The organism is Thalassobellus sediminis, from assembly GCF_044386045.1.
Taxonomy (GTDB): domain Bacteria; phylum Bacteroidota; class Bacteroidia; order Flavobacteriales; family Flavobacteriaceae; genus Thalassobellus; species Thalassobellus sediminis.
The window spans coordinates 85,454-98,942 of the sequence record NZ_JBISCD010000034.1 but is presented as its reverse complement, the minus strand read 5'-3'; the positions used below and the strand labels follow the sequence as shown (position 1 = coordinate 98,942).

Here is a 13,489-nt window from a genome sequence, read left to right as displayed (position 1 = left end):
TAAAAGCCTGTTTACAACAAAGTATAAAAATAATGCTTAAATTTATTCCTTAATCTAAAGGTTAGTGCATTTTTAGTCACTCTGATTTTCCTGCGGAAAATCCTCGGACACAAAACCGCACTATCCTTATACACAACCGTTAGCTGTAATTAAAAAAAAACGTTAGAATATTTCGAATACGGCTTTCCGTAAATGAAGATGAAAGTAAATTAATAATTTAGTCAACCTAAAAAAATAAAAAATATGGCAAGATGTACAGCACCTTCGAGAGGACATAGAACAGCAAGTGGACGAGCAAATTGCCCTGCGTGTAGTAGTAGATATGGTGGATATAGTTCTGGATATTCATATCCATCTTATGATAACTCTTATACTTCGAGCAGAAGAACATCTTCATCTGGAAATTATAATAGTTCAAAAGGTCGAACTCGAAAAGCTTCTTGGTCAAAATCTGGTTCTACTATTTATTATACTTCAGCAGAGATAAATACACTTACACCTGTTAGAAAAGTCGTTGAAAAAAGAGCCGAAAAACCTGATATTAGAGATGTTTTTCTTTGCCACGCTTGGGATGACAGAAAAGAATCTGCGTTAGAATTATACAACTTACTAGAATCAAATGGTGTAAATGTATGGTTCAGTGAAAAAGACATACCATTAGGAACTTCATTTCTTCGGGAAATCGATAAAGGTTTAGCCAAATCTAAAATTGGAATTGTTTTAGTAACACCTAGCTTCTTGAAAAGAGTACAGAACGAAGGTGTAGCCGAAAAAGAATTATCTGCTTTACTTGCTACAGACCAACTTGTACCTATTGTGCACAATACAACTTATGATGAATTGAGAGATGTGAGTCCATTATTAGGGTCGAGAAATGGATTAGATACACAAGAGGATACAATGGAAAATGTTGCAAAGAAATTGGCTGAATTAATTACTGTGAATGAAAACAACTACAGCTAACAACGTGTATAATTAATGGCTAGTACTCGCCTACTTACGAAAATCCTCGCGGATTTTCTATTCGGTTTTTATTTACTAAACTAGGTACTTAAACACGCCACTAATCATACACAAAACCGTTATGCCACATTAACCAAAAATTGCGCAAATAAAAAAATGACCTTAGAAAAATTTTTCTCATCAGAATTGATTCTTAAAAATGATTCGATTTTATTGCGTCCTTTATCAATTAATGATATTGACTCTATTGAGCAAATAAGTTACAATAAAGAATTAGGCGAATTTGGAGCAAGAGTAAAAAACAGAAATGATTTAATCGATTATTTTGACTTCTGTTTGAAAGCAAAAAAAGAAAAAGAATTATATCCTTTAATAATTATAAATCAGAAAAATAATAACCCAATCGGATTGACAATGTTTGGAAATATTAGTTTTCAAAGTAAAAGGATAGAAATAGGTTGGACTTGGATTGGCGAAAAATTTCAAGGAACTGGTATTAATGGAATTTGTAAAGGACTACTTTTAGACTATTGTTTTGACAATTTAAATCTACGAAGAGTTGAATTTAAAATAGACATTAATAACATAAAATCTCAAAAGGCGGTAGAAAAAATTGGAGCTTTTAAAGAAGGTCTTTTAAGAAATTACAATATCCAATCTTATGGAGAAAGCAAAGGAACGTATGTCTACAGTATTCTTAAAGAAGAATGGGGAAATAAAATTTAAAAATATCCGAAAGGAAGAAACAAAAACGTGGCATAACAAAGCATAAAATTAATGGCTAGTTTTAGCTTACTTGGAAAATTCCTGCGGAATTTTCCGCTGGCAAGGTTCTATTTACTAAATTAGTGCTTAAACGCGCCACTAATATTATACGTAACCGTTGGCACACATTAGATGAAAACAAGAACTATAAACATAATTATTCTGATTTTGATATTTACCAGTTGCAAAAACAAGACAACTGAACCAGAACAAATGAATATAAAACAGACTTCTGAATTGGAAGAAAAAACCGAACCTGAAATCAAAACTCAAATTGATTTAACGGAATCGAGCTCAGAATCAACCGACAAAATACTTGACTTTCTTTCAGAAAAATATTCGAAAGTGTATGAATATAAAGGAATCGATTCAAGACAATTAATCGGAATTAATTTTATTGCAAAAGACAGCATTGACTATTATTTAAGTTCAGAAACTATGCCGTGTGACACCGAATATTACGGAAAAGCAATTAATAAAAATTACGGATTGGATTCAGAAATTGACGAAGATGAAAATGGTGTTTCTTATCCTTCAAACGAATACTCAATTGACCAAAAAGATTATGTGATTTATATACGAGTTTCATCAGACTCAACAAAAGTAACAATCGGATATACTGATAATGAAACTGACGGAACGGATTGTGCGCCGAATACAATAAATACGATGAAAAAAATAAAATAACGTGTGCCAACAAAGTATAAGAAATAATGCTTAAATTTATTCCTAAATCAAAAAGATAGCGCGTATTTGGTCTCTCTGATTTTCCTGCGGAAAATCCTCGGACACAAAATCGCACTATTCTTATACACAACCGTTGTAGTGCATATAAACAAAACGAAATGGAAAATAAATTTAAAATATCTTTCGCTGTTATACTGATTTTAACAATAATTGGATGTCGAAACATTGACAAAAAAGAAAATGAATCAGTGCAAAAAGAAACAGCCTTGATTCAAATGGAATTTGGAAAGTGGAACAAACAAAATGACAGTCTAGGCGTTGAATTAGATGTCAATAATTTTGAAAACTGGCTTGAATTAATTAATCGGACTGAAAAAATAGCCTGCAATGATAGTATACCAAAAATAACTTCAACAACAGATAGCGAAATTAAAACCATTTATTTCAGAAACACTTGTCTAAAAGAAGATTCTATTAGAATTATTAAAACTAAAAATGTAATTGAAATCTATAATAATAAGATTAGTAAAAATAACGAATCTGGTATTCCTTTGGATAGTTTAGAAAATGTTTTAAGAAAAGATATTGAAAATAATGGGAAAAACCTAGAGTTGAGTGAAAGCTCAGAAAAGCTAACGATATGTATTCAGTATGATGATAAAAATGATTTTAAGAATCTACCTAACATCTTAAAGCAACTTACAGAAACCTATTACCGAATTACAAATAAAACGGATTTGAAAATACTTTTAGTTGATAAAAAATACTTTAGTCCACCACCAAGGCCATAAGATGGAATTTAAAAAATACGCACCACAACAAAGCATAAAATTAATGGCTAGTTTTAGCTTACTTGGAAAATTCCTTCGGAATTTTCCGCTGGCAAGTTACTATTTACTAAATTAGTGCTTAAACGCGCCACTAATATTATACGTAACCGTTGTAGGTAATTTTGACGCACCAAGAAACTGAATGGAAAATTTAATAGGGAATATTGTCTTTTTAATTGTTGGAGGCGGATTTTTATATGCAGGATTCTATATTCGAAATTCGAATCGCAGAATACAGACAAACGGAATTAAAACAAAAGCTAAAATAATTGATTTCGTTGAGGAAGAAAGTGAAGATGCTGACGGATATTCAACCACTTACCACTTCCCTATTGTTCGATTTACTGACAAAAATGGAATTGAAACGACACAAAAATTAAACTCAAGTGCAAACCCAAAAAAGATTAATCAACCGATTGAAATTATCTACTTAAAAAAAGACAAAGAATACGAAATAATGATTAACAGCGACTTTTGGAAAACCTACTTCCCAATGATATTTATAATTGGCGGATTTTTATTTTCTGGAATTGGAATTATATGGTTGATTAATAAAATATGAATAAAAAACTACCTACAACAAAGCATAAAATTAATGGCTAGTTTTAGCTTACTTGGAAAATTCCTTCGGAATTTTCCGCTGGCAAGTTTCTATTTATTAAATTAATGCTTAAACGCGCCACTAATATTATACGTAATCGTTAGCAGCAAGCTGAAAAACAAATCGCACATAGAAAAAACCGACATGGAAAGTGAGCAAGAAATTATCGAGATTGATTCTAAAAAAAAATTAAAATCTAGAATTATTTCATATTTATCAGATTCTAATAAAGTTGCTGCTTTTGCTAGTATTGTTGCTGCTTTTGCCGCCATATTAGCGCTTTTTATATCTTTTTGGCAAAGTTCTCAACTAGACAAAACTTTACAAATAACACTCTCGGAAACAAGACCAATTCTAATACTTGAAATTGAAGTAGAACCTTTAACGGAAAATTTATCAAGAGTTAAGTTTGTAGTAAAAAATTCAGGTCCAATCCCAGCTAGAATTTTACACTCAGCAACTCAACCATGGGTTGATAATGATACAAGAAATCCGACTGACCATACAGACATAGATATTGTTTCACCCGGAGAAACCCATATTATCTCTTCATTTGATATTAAAAACCCATTATTAAAAAATATAATAAATGATAAATCTGATTTAAAATATGCAATTGCTCTTTTATATTCAACTACAACTAAAACTGATACGAGAAAATGGATTACTGATGTATGGGTTGCATATAGTTTAAGAAAAAAGGCTTTTGCTGTTCGAAAAAGAGACGAAATTGAAGTAAATAGTAAAACAAAAAAATGCAATTTAAACGAATTAAAACCACAAAATTGGCTTGAATGGCAACCACCAAAATAAACAAAAAAGCCAGCTGCTAACATACGTATATAAGTAATAAATTTTGAGATGCTTTTTTAAATAAGTATATTTTTTCGATAATTTAAAGAATCAATATATAATTTCATCATTATTAAATTTAGAACTAACGAAATCTAGTCTTTTCTATCATTTCTTTAAACACCTTCCATTTATTAATATCTCCATTAATAATATAAGTTTCTGTTTTTTTAAAAAGAGAGGTTAACCCTCCAATAACAGCACCTCCAAGAGCACCAATTCCTCCAAAAAAAGCTGCGCCTTCTCCCTTTGTATATGAAAATACTAATGCATCAGGATCTGCTGTTGACACACCCATTATAACACCTAAAGAAGCTCCAGGAACTGCACCAACAAGCACATTATGACCTGCAGAATGTTTCGTTTTTAAATAACCTATATCGTCAATACCCAACTTTATTAATTTATCGCCATTTTTCAATCCCAAAATACTATCATTAATAAATTTAATATGCCCTATTGCTATTTTTTTTCCATCTGCTGAATATATTCTAAAAAAAGCATCATGCCTTTTTGCTTCTTTTTGCGCAAAAAGATTCATGCTAAATATTAATGTAAAGCAAAGAGTTATAGCTAGTAATTGTTTTGTAATTGTTTTCATTATTATAATTTTAGTCAGTAAATGTTATAGTTTATAAGTAAGACCTATTTTAGTAGATTGAATATCCCCTTGTCCGGTTTCAAATATGCTACTAATTGTATATTTTTTTAACCTCAAACCAATAGTAAATCCATTAAAACTAGTATCTACATCATATATATTCGCCAACTTTCTATTTATTAAGTCTCCAACATAAAAACCTATCGTAAAAGCTTCTTCATCAGATATTTTAAAAACATATTCAGAATAAAACTGGTAAGTAAACATAGATTTTTGGTTTGCAACATATAAATCTTCATCTTCAACTAAACTTAACTTATTTAGTTTATCTTGATATGCACCAGATTCATTAAGATATGCCACCTCAAAACCTACAAATCGCCAATCTACTTTGGGACGTGTATATGTGTAATTTATTCCCGATTTTAAATTAACTGCAAAAAACTTACTCTTTTCACCATTCCTTATAAGGTCTTGATAACCCTCAGTAAATTTATAAGTACCAAAAGCAACTCCTAATCCATAATAAAAATTATAACGTCTTCCTGTTGTATTTCTGTGAACATTAATTGCAGTAACTGTTTTTTTATCATTAAATGTTGCTGCTTCTTGCGGATGTTTTCCAATACTCAAATCACCAGAAACATAAGTCTCTGTTGTTTTCCTGCCTATATAATGCTGTTTTTCTGAATATGATTTTAAAGAACCATATGAACCAGTTGTATAAATTCTAGCAGGTGAACAAGAAACGGATATGACAATTAAAAAAAGGAATGTGATTTTTAAAAAATATTTCATCGCTATGATTATTAATTAGTTACAACACAAAACTAATTTGTAATAATTGATAATCATTTACACAAAATGATTAAAAACCAATTTATTTTTCTTATTTTTCACAAAAGCTGCCTGATTCCTACTTGTAATTTTTGAAAAAATGCAAGAACAATTTATTAAATATTTAAAGGCCAAATCTGTTGATAACAATTCCTTTACTGAAGAAATAGCAAGTGTTTTAGATATAGGCTATGATGCTGCTTATAGAAGGATTAATTTAAAAACGAGCTTATCTTTAGAAGAAAGTGTAAAGCTTGCAAAACACTACAAGGTTTCATTAAACAAACTGTTTGAAGTTGGGAGTCAAACCAGCATACTCGCAAATTTATCGCCGCCTATTCATAACAAAGAAGGTTTAGGAATGTGGCTAAAACAATCCTATAACAGTGTTTTTCCTTTAACAAAACTAAAAAGCGCTTCTATTATCTATTCTGCTAAAGACATTCCATTATTTCATACGCTTAAAGATTCTCTTCTATCGAGATATAAAATCTATGTTTGGTTAAAGGATGTGGACCCAGAAATGACTAGAAATAAAATTTCATTTGATGACTTTGTAAAGGAAATACCAGAAGCATTATTAGAAAGCGCATTTAAATTAGGTGAAGTTTATAAAGACATTAACATTACTGAAATATGGAATAACACCACTATTAACGGAACATTACAACAAGTTTTATATTACTTTGAAGCCGGCTCATTATCTAAAGAATTAGCATTATTAATTTGTTTAGATATAGAAGATGTAATAAAACATATAGAAAAACAAGCCATTCAACAATCACTAATTGGGTCTAAAAACAAGGCTATCTATAATTTATATATTAACGATATTCATACAATGAGTAATACAATTATGGTAAAAACCCCATATCAGAAAGTATTTTTCACACCTTTTACGGTAATAAGCTATTTTAAAATAGAACACCAACCAACTTGTGAACTTATGTTCGAATTTTTCGAAAAACAAATGAGTATATCTAAACTATTAGTAAATGCTGGAGAAAAAGACCGTTCATTATTTTTTAAAAGAATGCATCTAAAAATTGATAAATTAAGAAAACGCATAACTATGGATAACGATGTGTTTGATTTTGAGTAAACAAAACATTAAAATTCTTAGAGACTTAAACTCTTTAATTAAAATATATGTTGTTAATATATAGACTAATACTTTTCCAGCCAATCAAAATGTTTTTTAATAATATCTTCTTTATTATTTTTAATATGTTCTATAAGACTTTTTGCAACGTTCGACATGTTTTTTGAACTCAACCAAATTAAATTCCAATTGGTAATAATAGGAAGTCCTTTAGTGGGAATAATTTGCAAATCACCAATACTAATAGCATTTTTTATACCAATTAAAGGCATAATGGAATATCCCAACCCTGATATTACAGCTTGTTTTAATGCTTCATTAGATGTAAGTTCTATTGTTTTATAAGTAGATATTTTCATAGAATCTATAAACTTCTCCATAGCTAATCTTGTAGCCGATCCTTGTTCTCTGTAAATAAGTGGTAAATTTTGAAATTCTTTTTTAGATAAGTACTTTCCTTTATGATTATAATCCTTTCCACCAACCATGTATAACTTATTTTGCATAAGCTCAATTCTATTTATTTTAAGTTTTTTAGGAATTGTTGAAACCATAGCAAAGTCTACTTCATTATTCTCTAACGACCTTATAACTGATGCCTTATTAGTAACATCCATTACTAAATCGACACCTCTATTATTATTTATAAAATCTGATATAAAATAAGGCGTTACATATTTTGCTGTAGACACAATAGCAATACTTAACTTACCAGCTAATTCCCCTTGAAATGATAAAGCTTTATAATTAATAGCTTTTACTTCCTCAATTATTTTTTTTGCAGCTGTAGCAATTTCTTCCCCAAATTCTGTTATATAAATTCGTCGTCCAACCACCTCAAACAATGGTATTTGAAACTGATCTTGAAACTTTTTTAATTGAATTGAAACCGCTGGTTGAGTAAGATACAAAGCCTCCGAAGCTTTTGTAACACTTTGAAATTCTGCAATTTTTAAAAACACTTCTAACTGATGCAAAGTATAATTCATAAATAATATTTATATATTTTATAATAAATATAAATAAAAATATATAAATAAAAAACATCAAATTTGAACCGAAGTAAAACCACAAAATAAAAACCATGGAAGCAGTATCAAAAAAAGCAAAAAAAATTAAAAATGTACAACAGGAAATCAAGCTTATTGATGGAACTTTTAATCCAACTGAAGCAGCAGATATTATTGATTCTATTTTAGATGTAAAAATAAACCATCACAAACTTAAGCGTCTTTCTATTACAGAAGGAAATGCAAAAGATTTATGTATGTATGATAATGACAGAATAAACGAGCTTATTGATGCAAAACTAGATGCTAAACTATTTTTTAACGATGCCAGGTTAAATAATAAAAAACTAATAATAGAAAGTACAGTAACAATTAAAATTGAAGATTAAAAAGTGTTTGCTTAATTTGAATTAGTCAAATAGCCCATCATAAAATATTTTATAATGGGCTTTTAAACCTTAAAATATTAAAAAGCTAAATTAACAAACAACTTGTTTTTATTACAATTACAACATAAAATCAGAAAAAAACGTGACTTATTCAAGTTTATAGGGTCTTAAAAATAGAAACACAAAAAATAATTTGAAACTTTTTGTAACATTTTTAGACATATATACGTATAACTATTGAACGACCTATTTATTCATATTATAAATTACAGGAAACTTAGATGAGACAACTTAAAATTACGAAGCAGGTTACCAATAGAGAAACCGCATCGTTAGATAAATATTTACAGGAAATTGGTAAAGTAGATTTAATTACTGCTGACGAAGAAGTTGAATTAGCTCAACGTATAAAAGCAGGAGATCAAATTGCTTTAGAAAAGTTGACAAAAGCTAATTTACGTTTCGTGGTATCAGTAGCTAAACAATACCAAAACCAAGGGCTTACATTACCAGATTTAATTAATGAAGGTAACTTAGGTTTAATTAAGGCGGCTCAACGTTTTGATGAAACTCGTGGTTTTAAATTTATATCGTATGCTGTTTGGTGGATTCGTCAATCGATTCTTCAAGCTTTGGCTGAACAATCGCGTATTGTACGTTTACCTTTAAACAAAATTGGTTCTATTAACAAGATTAATAAAACATTTGCTTTTTTAGAACAAAGTCATGAGCGTCCTCCATCTGCTGAAGAAATCGCTAAAGAATTGGACATGACAATTAACGATGTTAAGGAGTCTATGAAAAACTCTGGTCGTCACGTAAGTATGGATGCGCCTTTAGTTGAAGGAGAAGACTCTAACTTATACGATGTATTAAATAGTGGAGAATCTCCTAACCCAGATAGAGAGCTATTACACGAATCGTTACGTACTGAAATTGAACGTGCTTTAGAAACATTAACGCCTCGTGAGGCTGATGTTATTCGTTTATACTTTGGTTTAGGAAACCAACACCCAATGACTTTAGAAGAAATTGGTGAAACATTCGATTTAACACGTGAGCGTGTTAGACAAATTAAAGAAAAAGCTATTCGTAGATTAAAACATACGTCTAGAAGTAAAATATTAAAAACATATTTAGGATAGTAATTTTTTATTAAGAATTACGACTAAATTACAGTAACAAACAGTTACACATAACTGTTCGTTTTTTGATTGATGAAAGAACCCACGGCTGATTACCGTGGGTTCATTTTTCATATATTTTCATTAAAACACTTCCAATTTAAAAGAACTTTTATTTTTTTAGTTTCTATATTTGCAAAAACTAAACAACAATTTTATAATGAATTCTAAACTAATAGCACCTTCTTTACTAGCCGCAGATTTTGGCAACTTACAACGAGACATTGAAATGGTTAACAAAAGTGATGCTGATTGGTTTCATATAGATGTGATGGATGGTCATTTTGTTCCGAACATATCTTACGGAATGCCAGTTATACAGGCCATTAAAAAACATGCAACCAAGCCTTTGGATGTTCATTTAATGATTGAAAAACCAGAACGCTATATTGAAGAATTTGCTAAAGTTGGAGCCGATATTATAACGGTTCATTACGAATCTACAGTTCATTTGCACAGAACGCTTACACAAATTGAAGATGCTGGCTGTAAAGCTGGTGTTGTACTTAACTTAACAACTCCTATCTCTGTTTTAGAAGATATTTTACCTAAATGTTATATGGTACTATTAATGTCTATCAACCCAGGGTTTGGTGGTCAACAATTTGAAGATATTACCTATAATAGAATTCAGAAACTACGCAAAATGGCCAAAGAGCAAGGTTTAAATACACGCATAGAAATTGACGGTGGTGTTACCAATAAAAATATTAAGCAATTAGTTGATGCTGGTGCAGATACTTTTGTAGCTGGTAGTCATGTATTTAAAAGCAGTAACCAAACTGAAACCATAAAAGAGTTAAAAACCATTGCTAATTCTTAACATTATTGTTTTAAATAATACTGTAATAAATCGGTAGTTGTAACTATTCCTGTTAAAATACCATCATCTACAACTGGTAAAGCATGAAAACCTCTATTTGCTAAAATTTGAGTTGCTTGGGTTATAGTTGTATTACTTCCTACAGTTTCCACATCTTTTGTCATGACTTGCTCTATAGTAAATGCATTATAAACTACAGCATTTACATTATAATCGTCTTGAGATGCGTCTGCTAAACTTATTTTTAATAAATCAGAATAACTTAACATCCCTATTACAACATCTCTACTTACAACAGGAATATGTTTAATTCTATATTTATTAAAAAGCATTTCAGCTCTTTCTAAGTTATCTGTTCTTGTCAAAGCAATAATATTTTTACTCATTATAGTAGACACTGGAATTCTATGACTCATTTTATAAGTATTTATAAGTTTACAACAAAATTACTTAACAACTAAGCGTTAATTTATGATAAATATCAGCTTAAAGAAGTAAATTGAATTCATTTAATGAATGAGCAGAATTTAAAACTGACGCAATAAATATTTAATAAGATCGGTTGTAGTTACTATTCCAACTAATCTATTTCTATCAACTACCGGTAAGGCATGAAACTCTTCAACTGCAAGTATTTTTGCTACATCTTTTATAGAATTAGAAGTAGATACTGTTACTATTTGTTTTTTCATTACTTGATCTATAGTAAACATATTATAAACTAAAACATCTTTAGAATCATCATCTGACTCATCTATAACATCGCCAAAACTTAATCGTAGTAAATCTGTATAACTAAGCATTCCAACCACAGCATTATCAGATACAACAGGAATATGCCTAATATGATTATGCTTAAAAAGATATTCGGCCTTTTCTAAATTATCGGTAGTATTTAAAGTAATAACTGGCTCAGTCATTATCATGGAAACAGGTGCTTTCTTTATCATGACTTATATAATTTAGTATTTGTTATCTCTAAAATTATAAAACTAAAGCTCAAAAAAGTATGATAAAAGTCATGTAAAAAAATGATTTGAACAATCCAACATGTTAAAATAATGTTAAAAATATACAGACTTGTCTGTTTTTTTAACATTGAATGTATCTTTGTCTCATGAAAAAATTAGGTGTAAAAGAAAGAATTATTGAAACAGCTTCAAAATTATTTTATTTCCAGGGCTATAACCAAACGGGAATAAATCAAATAATAGAAGAAGCAGGAGTTGCAAAAGCCAGCATGTATCAACATTTTAGATCTAAAGAAGATATTGCTGTTGCTTATTTAATTGCAAGGCATTCTATGTGGATGGGGAAATTAGAAACATGTGTATCAAAAAACAATGAAGCCAAAGACAAAGTCATTGGATGCTTTGATTATTTAATAGAATGGTTAAGCGAAGTTAATTTTAGAGGTTGTGGATGGCAAAATATTATAACTGATATTCCATCTGGGCATGACAAAATTAAAGATCAAGCAATCTATCATAAAAATGAATTAAGACAATGGATTCATAAAGAACTTGAAAAAGAAGATGATATAACAACTGATGAAGCTAACGATTTGGGAGATCAAGTTTTAATATTAATAGAAGGTGCTATTATACTTTCTCAAATACAAAAAAACGATTGGCCTATTATAGCTGCTAAAAAAGCATGTAAAAAATTATTAATCAACTAATGATTTTTTTTAAACAAAATAAACAGACCTGTCTGTTCAAAAAATATAACTATGAAAAAAATAACACCTCCATTTACAATGGAAACAGCAAAAGCAAAAGTACAAGCCGCAGAAGATGCTTGGAACGGCAAAAACCCAGAAAAAGTAGCATTAGCATACACAAAGAATTCTCAATGGAGAAATCGAGACAAATTCTTTATTGGTAGAGAAGCTATTGTAGAATTTTTATCTAATAAATGGAATAGAGAATTGCATTATAAGCTAAAGAAACATCTATGGTCTTTTACCGACAATAGAATAGCTGTGAGGTTCGAATATGAATGGCAGGATGCTAATACTAATAAATGGTACAGAACTCATGGAAACGAACTTTGGGAGTTTGATAAAGACGGCATTATGCAAGTAAGAGATATGAGTGCAAATGACATAACAATAACAGAATCAGAAAGAAAATTTAAATAATTAAAAACCATTAAACATGAAAACACAACAAGGAAGACTTTCCATTTGGAACAGCAAAAGACGTTATAGATTATAATCTTAACGCCAATTAGAATTAAAAAAATTATTAAACATTTATTAAACAAAAACATTATGAAAACATTACAACCACTTACAGTAGATCAAGTAAATGAAAATTCTCAAGCAATTTTTGAAGGCATTAAAAGTAAAATAGGTATGCTTCCAAACTTATACGCTTCTATGGGCGTTTCAGACAAATTATTGGCAGGTTTCTTAACCTTTACAGACACTCTTAAAAGTGGAGAATTCACTGGTAAAGAATATGAAGCCATAGCTTTAGCAACATCACAAGCTAATAATTGTAACTACTGTTTATCTGCACATACAGCTATTGGAAAAATGAATGGTTTTACTGAAGAAGAAACTATAGCATTAAGAACCAATACTATTGAAGATACGAAACTAAATGCCTTGGTTACTTTAGCTAGTGCTTTTGTGAACACTCAAGGCCACCCATCAGAATCTGTTATAGAAAACTTTTTTGATGCTGGATATAATAAAGCTGCTTTTGCAGAATTAATAGCCATCGTTTCATTAACGACAATTACAAATACAGTATTTCATAACGGAGGATTTAACATAGATTTTCCTTTAGCAACATCATTAGAAATAAATCAAGAAGTATAAACACTAACAAATATT

The 13,489-nt window shown here is 29.7% G+C and carries 18 protein-coding genes; 13 read left to right on the top strand and 5 right to left on the bottom strand.

Annotation, left to right across the window (positions count from 1 at the left end):
• Positions 1–243 precede the first annotated feature (243 nt).
• The 6 genes from ACH5TW_RS00805 (at position 244) to ACH5TW_RS00780 (ending at position 4,659) form a co-directional block, all read left to right on the top strand.
• Positions 244–963, top strand: a complete 720-nt coding sequence (locus ACH5TW_RS00805) for a toll/interleukin-1 receptor domain-containing protein (RefSeq protein ID WP_439334571.1) — start codon at positions 244–246, stop codon at positions 961–963.
• A gap of 156 nt (positions 964–1,119) precedes the next feature.
• Positions 1,120–1,689, top strand: a complete 570-nt coding sequence (locus tag ACH5TW_RS00800) for a GNAT family N-acetyltransferase (protein WP_439334570.1) — start codon at positions 1,120–1,122, stop codon at positions 1,687–1,689.
• A 207-nt stretch (positions 1,690–1,896) separates the two neighbouring features.
• On the top strand, positions 1,897–2,415 hold the full coding sequence (locus ACH5TW_RS00795) for a hypothetical protein (protein WP_439334569.1): 519 nt from the start codon (positions 1,897–1,899) through the stop codon (positions 2,413–2,415).
• 158 nt (positions 2,416–2,573) lie between these two features.
• Positions 2,574–3,206, top strand: a complete 633-nt coding sequence (locus tag ACH5TW_RS00790) for a hypothetical protein (protein WP_439334568.1) — start codon at positions 2,574–2,576, stop codon at positions 3,204–3,206.
• Between the two features lie 181 nt (positions 3,207–3,387).
• Positions 3,388–3,807 (top strand): hypothetical protein, encoded by a 420-nt coding sequence (locus tag ACH5TW_RS00785; RefSeq protein ID WP_439334567.1) that lies wholly within the window; start codon positions 3,388–3,390, stop codon positions 3,805–3,807.
• A gap of 183 nt (positions 3,808–3,990) precedes the next feature.
• Positions 3,991–4,659, top strand: coding sequence for a DUF8453 domain-containing protein (locus ACH5TW_RS00780; protein WP_439334566.1), 669 nt, complete (start codon positions 3,991–3,993; stop codon positions 4,657–4,659).
• Between the two features lie 124 nt (positions 4,660–4,783).
• Here the strand turns inward: ACH5TW_RS00780 and ACH5TW_RS00775 are convergent, their stop codons facing one another.
• The gene (locus ACH5TW_RS00775) at positions 4,784–5,299 is read right to left on the bottom strand and encodes a hypothetical protein (RefSeq protein WP_439334565.1); all 516 of its coding nucleotides are present in this window, start codon (positions 5,297–5,299) and stop codon (positions 4,784–4,786) included.
• Positions 5,300–5,323: 24 nt separating this feature from the next.
• The gene (locus ACH5TW_RS00770) at positions 5,324–6,097 is read right to left on the bottom strand and encodes a hypothetical protein (RefSeq protein ID WP_439334564.1); all 774 of its coding nucleotides are present in this window, start codon (positions 6,095–6,097) and stop codon (positions 5,324–5,326) included.
• Positions 6,098–6,236: 139 nt separating this feature from the next.
• Here ACH5TW_RS00770 and ACH5TW_RS00765 point away from each other — a divergent pair, with 139 nt between their 5' ends.
• Complete coding sequence (locus ACH5TW_RS00765) at positions 6,237–7,238, top strand: hypothetical protein (protein WP_439334563.1); 1,002 nt, start codon at positions 6,237–6,239, stop codon at positions 7,236–7,238.
• Positions 7,239–7,303: 65 nt separating this feature from the next.
• Here the strand turns inward: ACH5TW_RS00765 and ACH5TW_RS00760 are convergent, their stop codons facing one another.
• A complete protein-coding gene (locus tag ACH5TW_RS00760) occupies positions 7,304–8,227 on the bottom strand; it encodes a LysR substrate-binding domain-containing protein (RefSeq protein ID WP_439334562.1) in 924 nt (307 codons plus the stop codon).
• Positions 8,228–8,322: 95 nt separating this feature from the next.
• On the opposite strand from ACH5TW_RS00760, the gene ACH5TW_RS00755 reads away from it, so the two are divergent.
• From ACH5TW_RS00755 to rpe, 3 genes are all read left to right on the top strand, one after another.
• Positions 8,323–8,637, top strand: a complete 315-nt coding sequence (locus tag ACH5TW_RS00755; protein WP_439334561.1) for a hypothetical protein — start codon at positions 8,323–8,325, stop codon at positions 8,635–8,637.
• 281 nt (positions 8,638–8,918) lie between these two features.
• Positions 8,919–9,782 carry a sigma-70 family RNA polymerase sigma factor gene (locus ACH5TW_RS00750; protein ID WP_034041378.1) on the top strand — a complete coding sequence of 288 codons (864 nt, stop codon included), beginning with the start codon at positions 8,919–8,921 and terminating at the stop codon, positions 9,780–9,782.
• 199 nt (positions 9,783–9,981) lie between these two features.
• Entirely contained in the window at positions 9,982–10,644 is a 663-nt protein-coding gene (rpe, locus tag ACH5TW_RS00745; protein ID WP_439334560.1) for a ribulose-phosphate 3-epimerase, read from the top strand.
• Positions 10,645–10,646: 2 nt separating this feature from the next.
• Here the strand turns inward: rpe and ACH5TW_RS00740 are convergent, their stop codons facing one another.
• Both ACH5TW_RS00740 and ACH5TW_RS00735 read right to left on the bottom strand, forming a co-directional pair.
• A complete protein-coding gene (locus ACH5TW_RS00740) occupies positions 10,647–11,060 on the bottom strand; it encodes a CBS domain-containing protein (protein WP_439334559.1) in 414 nt (137 codons plus the stop codon).
• A 111-nt stretch (positions 11,061–11,171) separates the two neighbouring features.
• On the bottom strand, positions 11,172–11,594 hold the full coding sequence (locus ACH5TW_RS00735; RefSeq protein ID WP_439334558.1) for a CBS domain-containing protein: 423 nt from the start codon (positions 11,592–11,594) through the stop codon (positions 11,172–11,174).
• A gap of 167 nt (positions 11,595–11,761) precedes the next feature.
• Here ACH5TW_RS00735 and ACH5TW_RS00730 point away from each other — a divergent pair, with 167 nt between their 5' ends.
• The 3 genes from ACH5TW_RS00730 (at position 11,762) to ACH5TW_RS00720 (ending at position 13,474) form a co-directional block, all read left to right on the top strand.
• Entirely contained in the window at positions 11,762–12,325 is a 564-nt protein-coding gene (locus ACH5TW_RS00730) for a TetR/AcrR family transcriptional regulator (protein ID WP_439334557.1), read from the top strand.
• Positions 12,326–12,376: 51 nt separating this feature from the next.
• Positions 12,377–12,787 carry a nuclear transport factor 2 family protein gene (locus tag ACH5TW_RS00725; protein ID WP_439334556.1) on the top strand — a complete coding sequence of 137 codons (411 nt, stop codon included), beginning with the start codon at positions 12,377–12,379 and terminating at the stop codon, positions 12,785–12,787.
• Positions 12,788–12,919: 132 nt separating this feature from the next.
• Positions 12,920–13,474 carry a carboxymuconolactone decarboxylase family protein gene (locus ACH5TW_RS00720; RefSeq protein WP_439334555.1) on the top strand — a complete coding sequence of 185 codons (555 nt, stop codon included), beginning with the start codon at positions 12,920–12,922 and terminating at the stop codon, positions 13,472–13,474.
• Positions 13,475–13,489 lie beyond the last annotated feature (15 nt).

Coding starts and splice junctions, on each gene's coding strand:
- ACH5TW_RS00780 (WP_439334566.1), top strand. CDS start 3,991: ATGGAAAGTGAGCAAGAAATTATCGAGATTGATTCTAAAAAAAAATTA.
- ACH5TW_RS00800 (WP_439334570.1), top strand. CDS start 1,120: ATGACCTTAGAAAAATTTTTCTCATCAGAATTGATTCTTAAAAATGAT.
- ACH5TW_RS00725 (WP_439334556.1), top strand. CDS start 12,377: ATGAAAAAAATAACACCTCCATTTACAATGGAAACAGCAAAAGCAAAA.
- ACH5TW_RS00775 (WP_439334565.1), bottom strand. CDS start 5,299: ATGAAAACAATTACAAAACAATTACTAGCTATAACTCTTTGCTTTACA.
- ACH5TW_RS00765 (WP_439334563.1), top strand. CDS start 6,237: ATGCAAGAACAATTTATTAAATATTTAAAGGCCAAATCTGTTGATAAC.
- ACH5TW_RS00730 (WP_439334557.1), top strand. CDS start 11,762: ATGAAAAAATTAGGTGTAAAAGAAAGAATTATTGAAACAGCTTCAAAA.
- ACH5TW_RS00735 (WP_439334558.1), bottom strand. CDS start 11,594: ATGATAAAGAAAGCACCTGTTTCCATGATAATGACTGAGCCAGTTATT.
- ACH5TW_RS00805 (WP_439334571.1), top strand. CDS start 244: ATGGCAAGATGTACAGCACCTTCGAGAGGACATAGAACAGCAAGTGGA.
- ACH5TW_RS00720 (WP_439334555.1), top strand. CDS start 12,920: ATGAAAACATTACAACCACTTACAGTAGATCAAGTAAATGAAAATTCT.
- ACH5TW_RS00785 (WP_439334567.1), top strand. CDS start 3,388: ATGGAAAATTTAATAGGGAATATTGTCTTTTTAATTGTTGGAGGCGGA.
- ACH5TW_RS00750 (WP_034041378.1), top strand. CDS start 8,919: ATGAGACAACTTAAAATTACGAAGCAGGTTACCAATAGAGAAACCGCA.
- ACH5TW_RS00740 (WP_439334559.1), bottom strand. CDS start 11,060: ATGAGTCATAGAATTCCAGTGTCTACTATAATGAGTAAAAATATTATT.
- ACH5TW_RS00790 (WP_439334568.1), top strand. CDS start 2,574: ATGGAAAATAAATTTAAAATATCTTTCGCTGTTATACTGATTTTAACA.
- rpe (WP_439334560.1), top strand. CDS start 9,982: ATGAATTCTAAACTAATAGCACCTTCTTTACTAGCCGCAGATTTTGGC.
- ACH5TW_RS00770 (WP_439334564.1), bottom strand. CDS start 6,097: ATGAAATATTTTTTAAAAATCACATTCCTTTTTTTAATTGTCATATCC.
- ACH5TW_RS00755 (WP_439334561.1), top strand. CDS start 8,323: ATGGAAGCAGTATCAAAAAAAGCAAAAAAAATTAAAAATGTACAACAG.
- ACH5TW_RS00760 (WP_439334562.1), bottom strand. CDS start 8,227: ATGAATTATACTTTGCATCAGTTAGAAGTGTTTTTAAAAATTGCAGAA.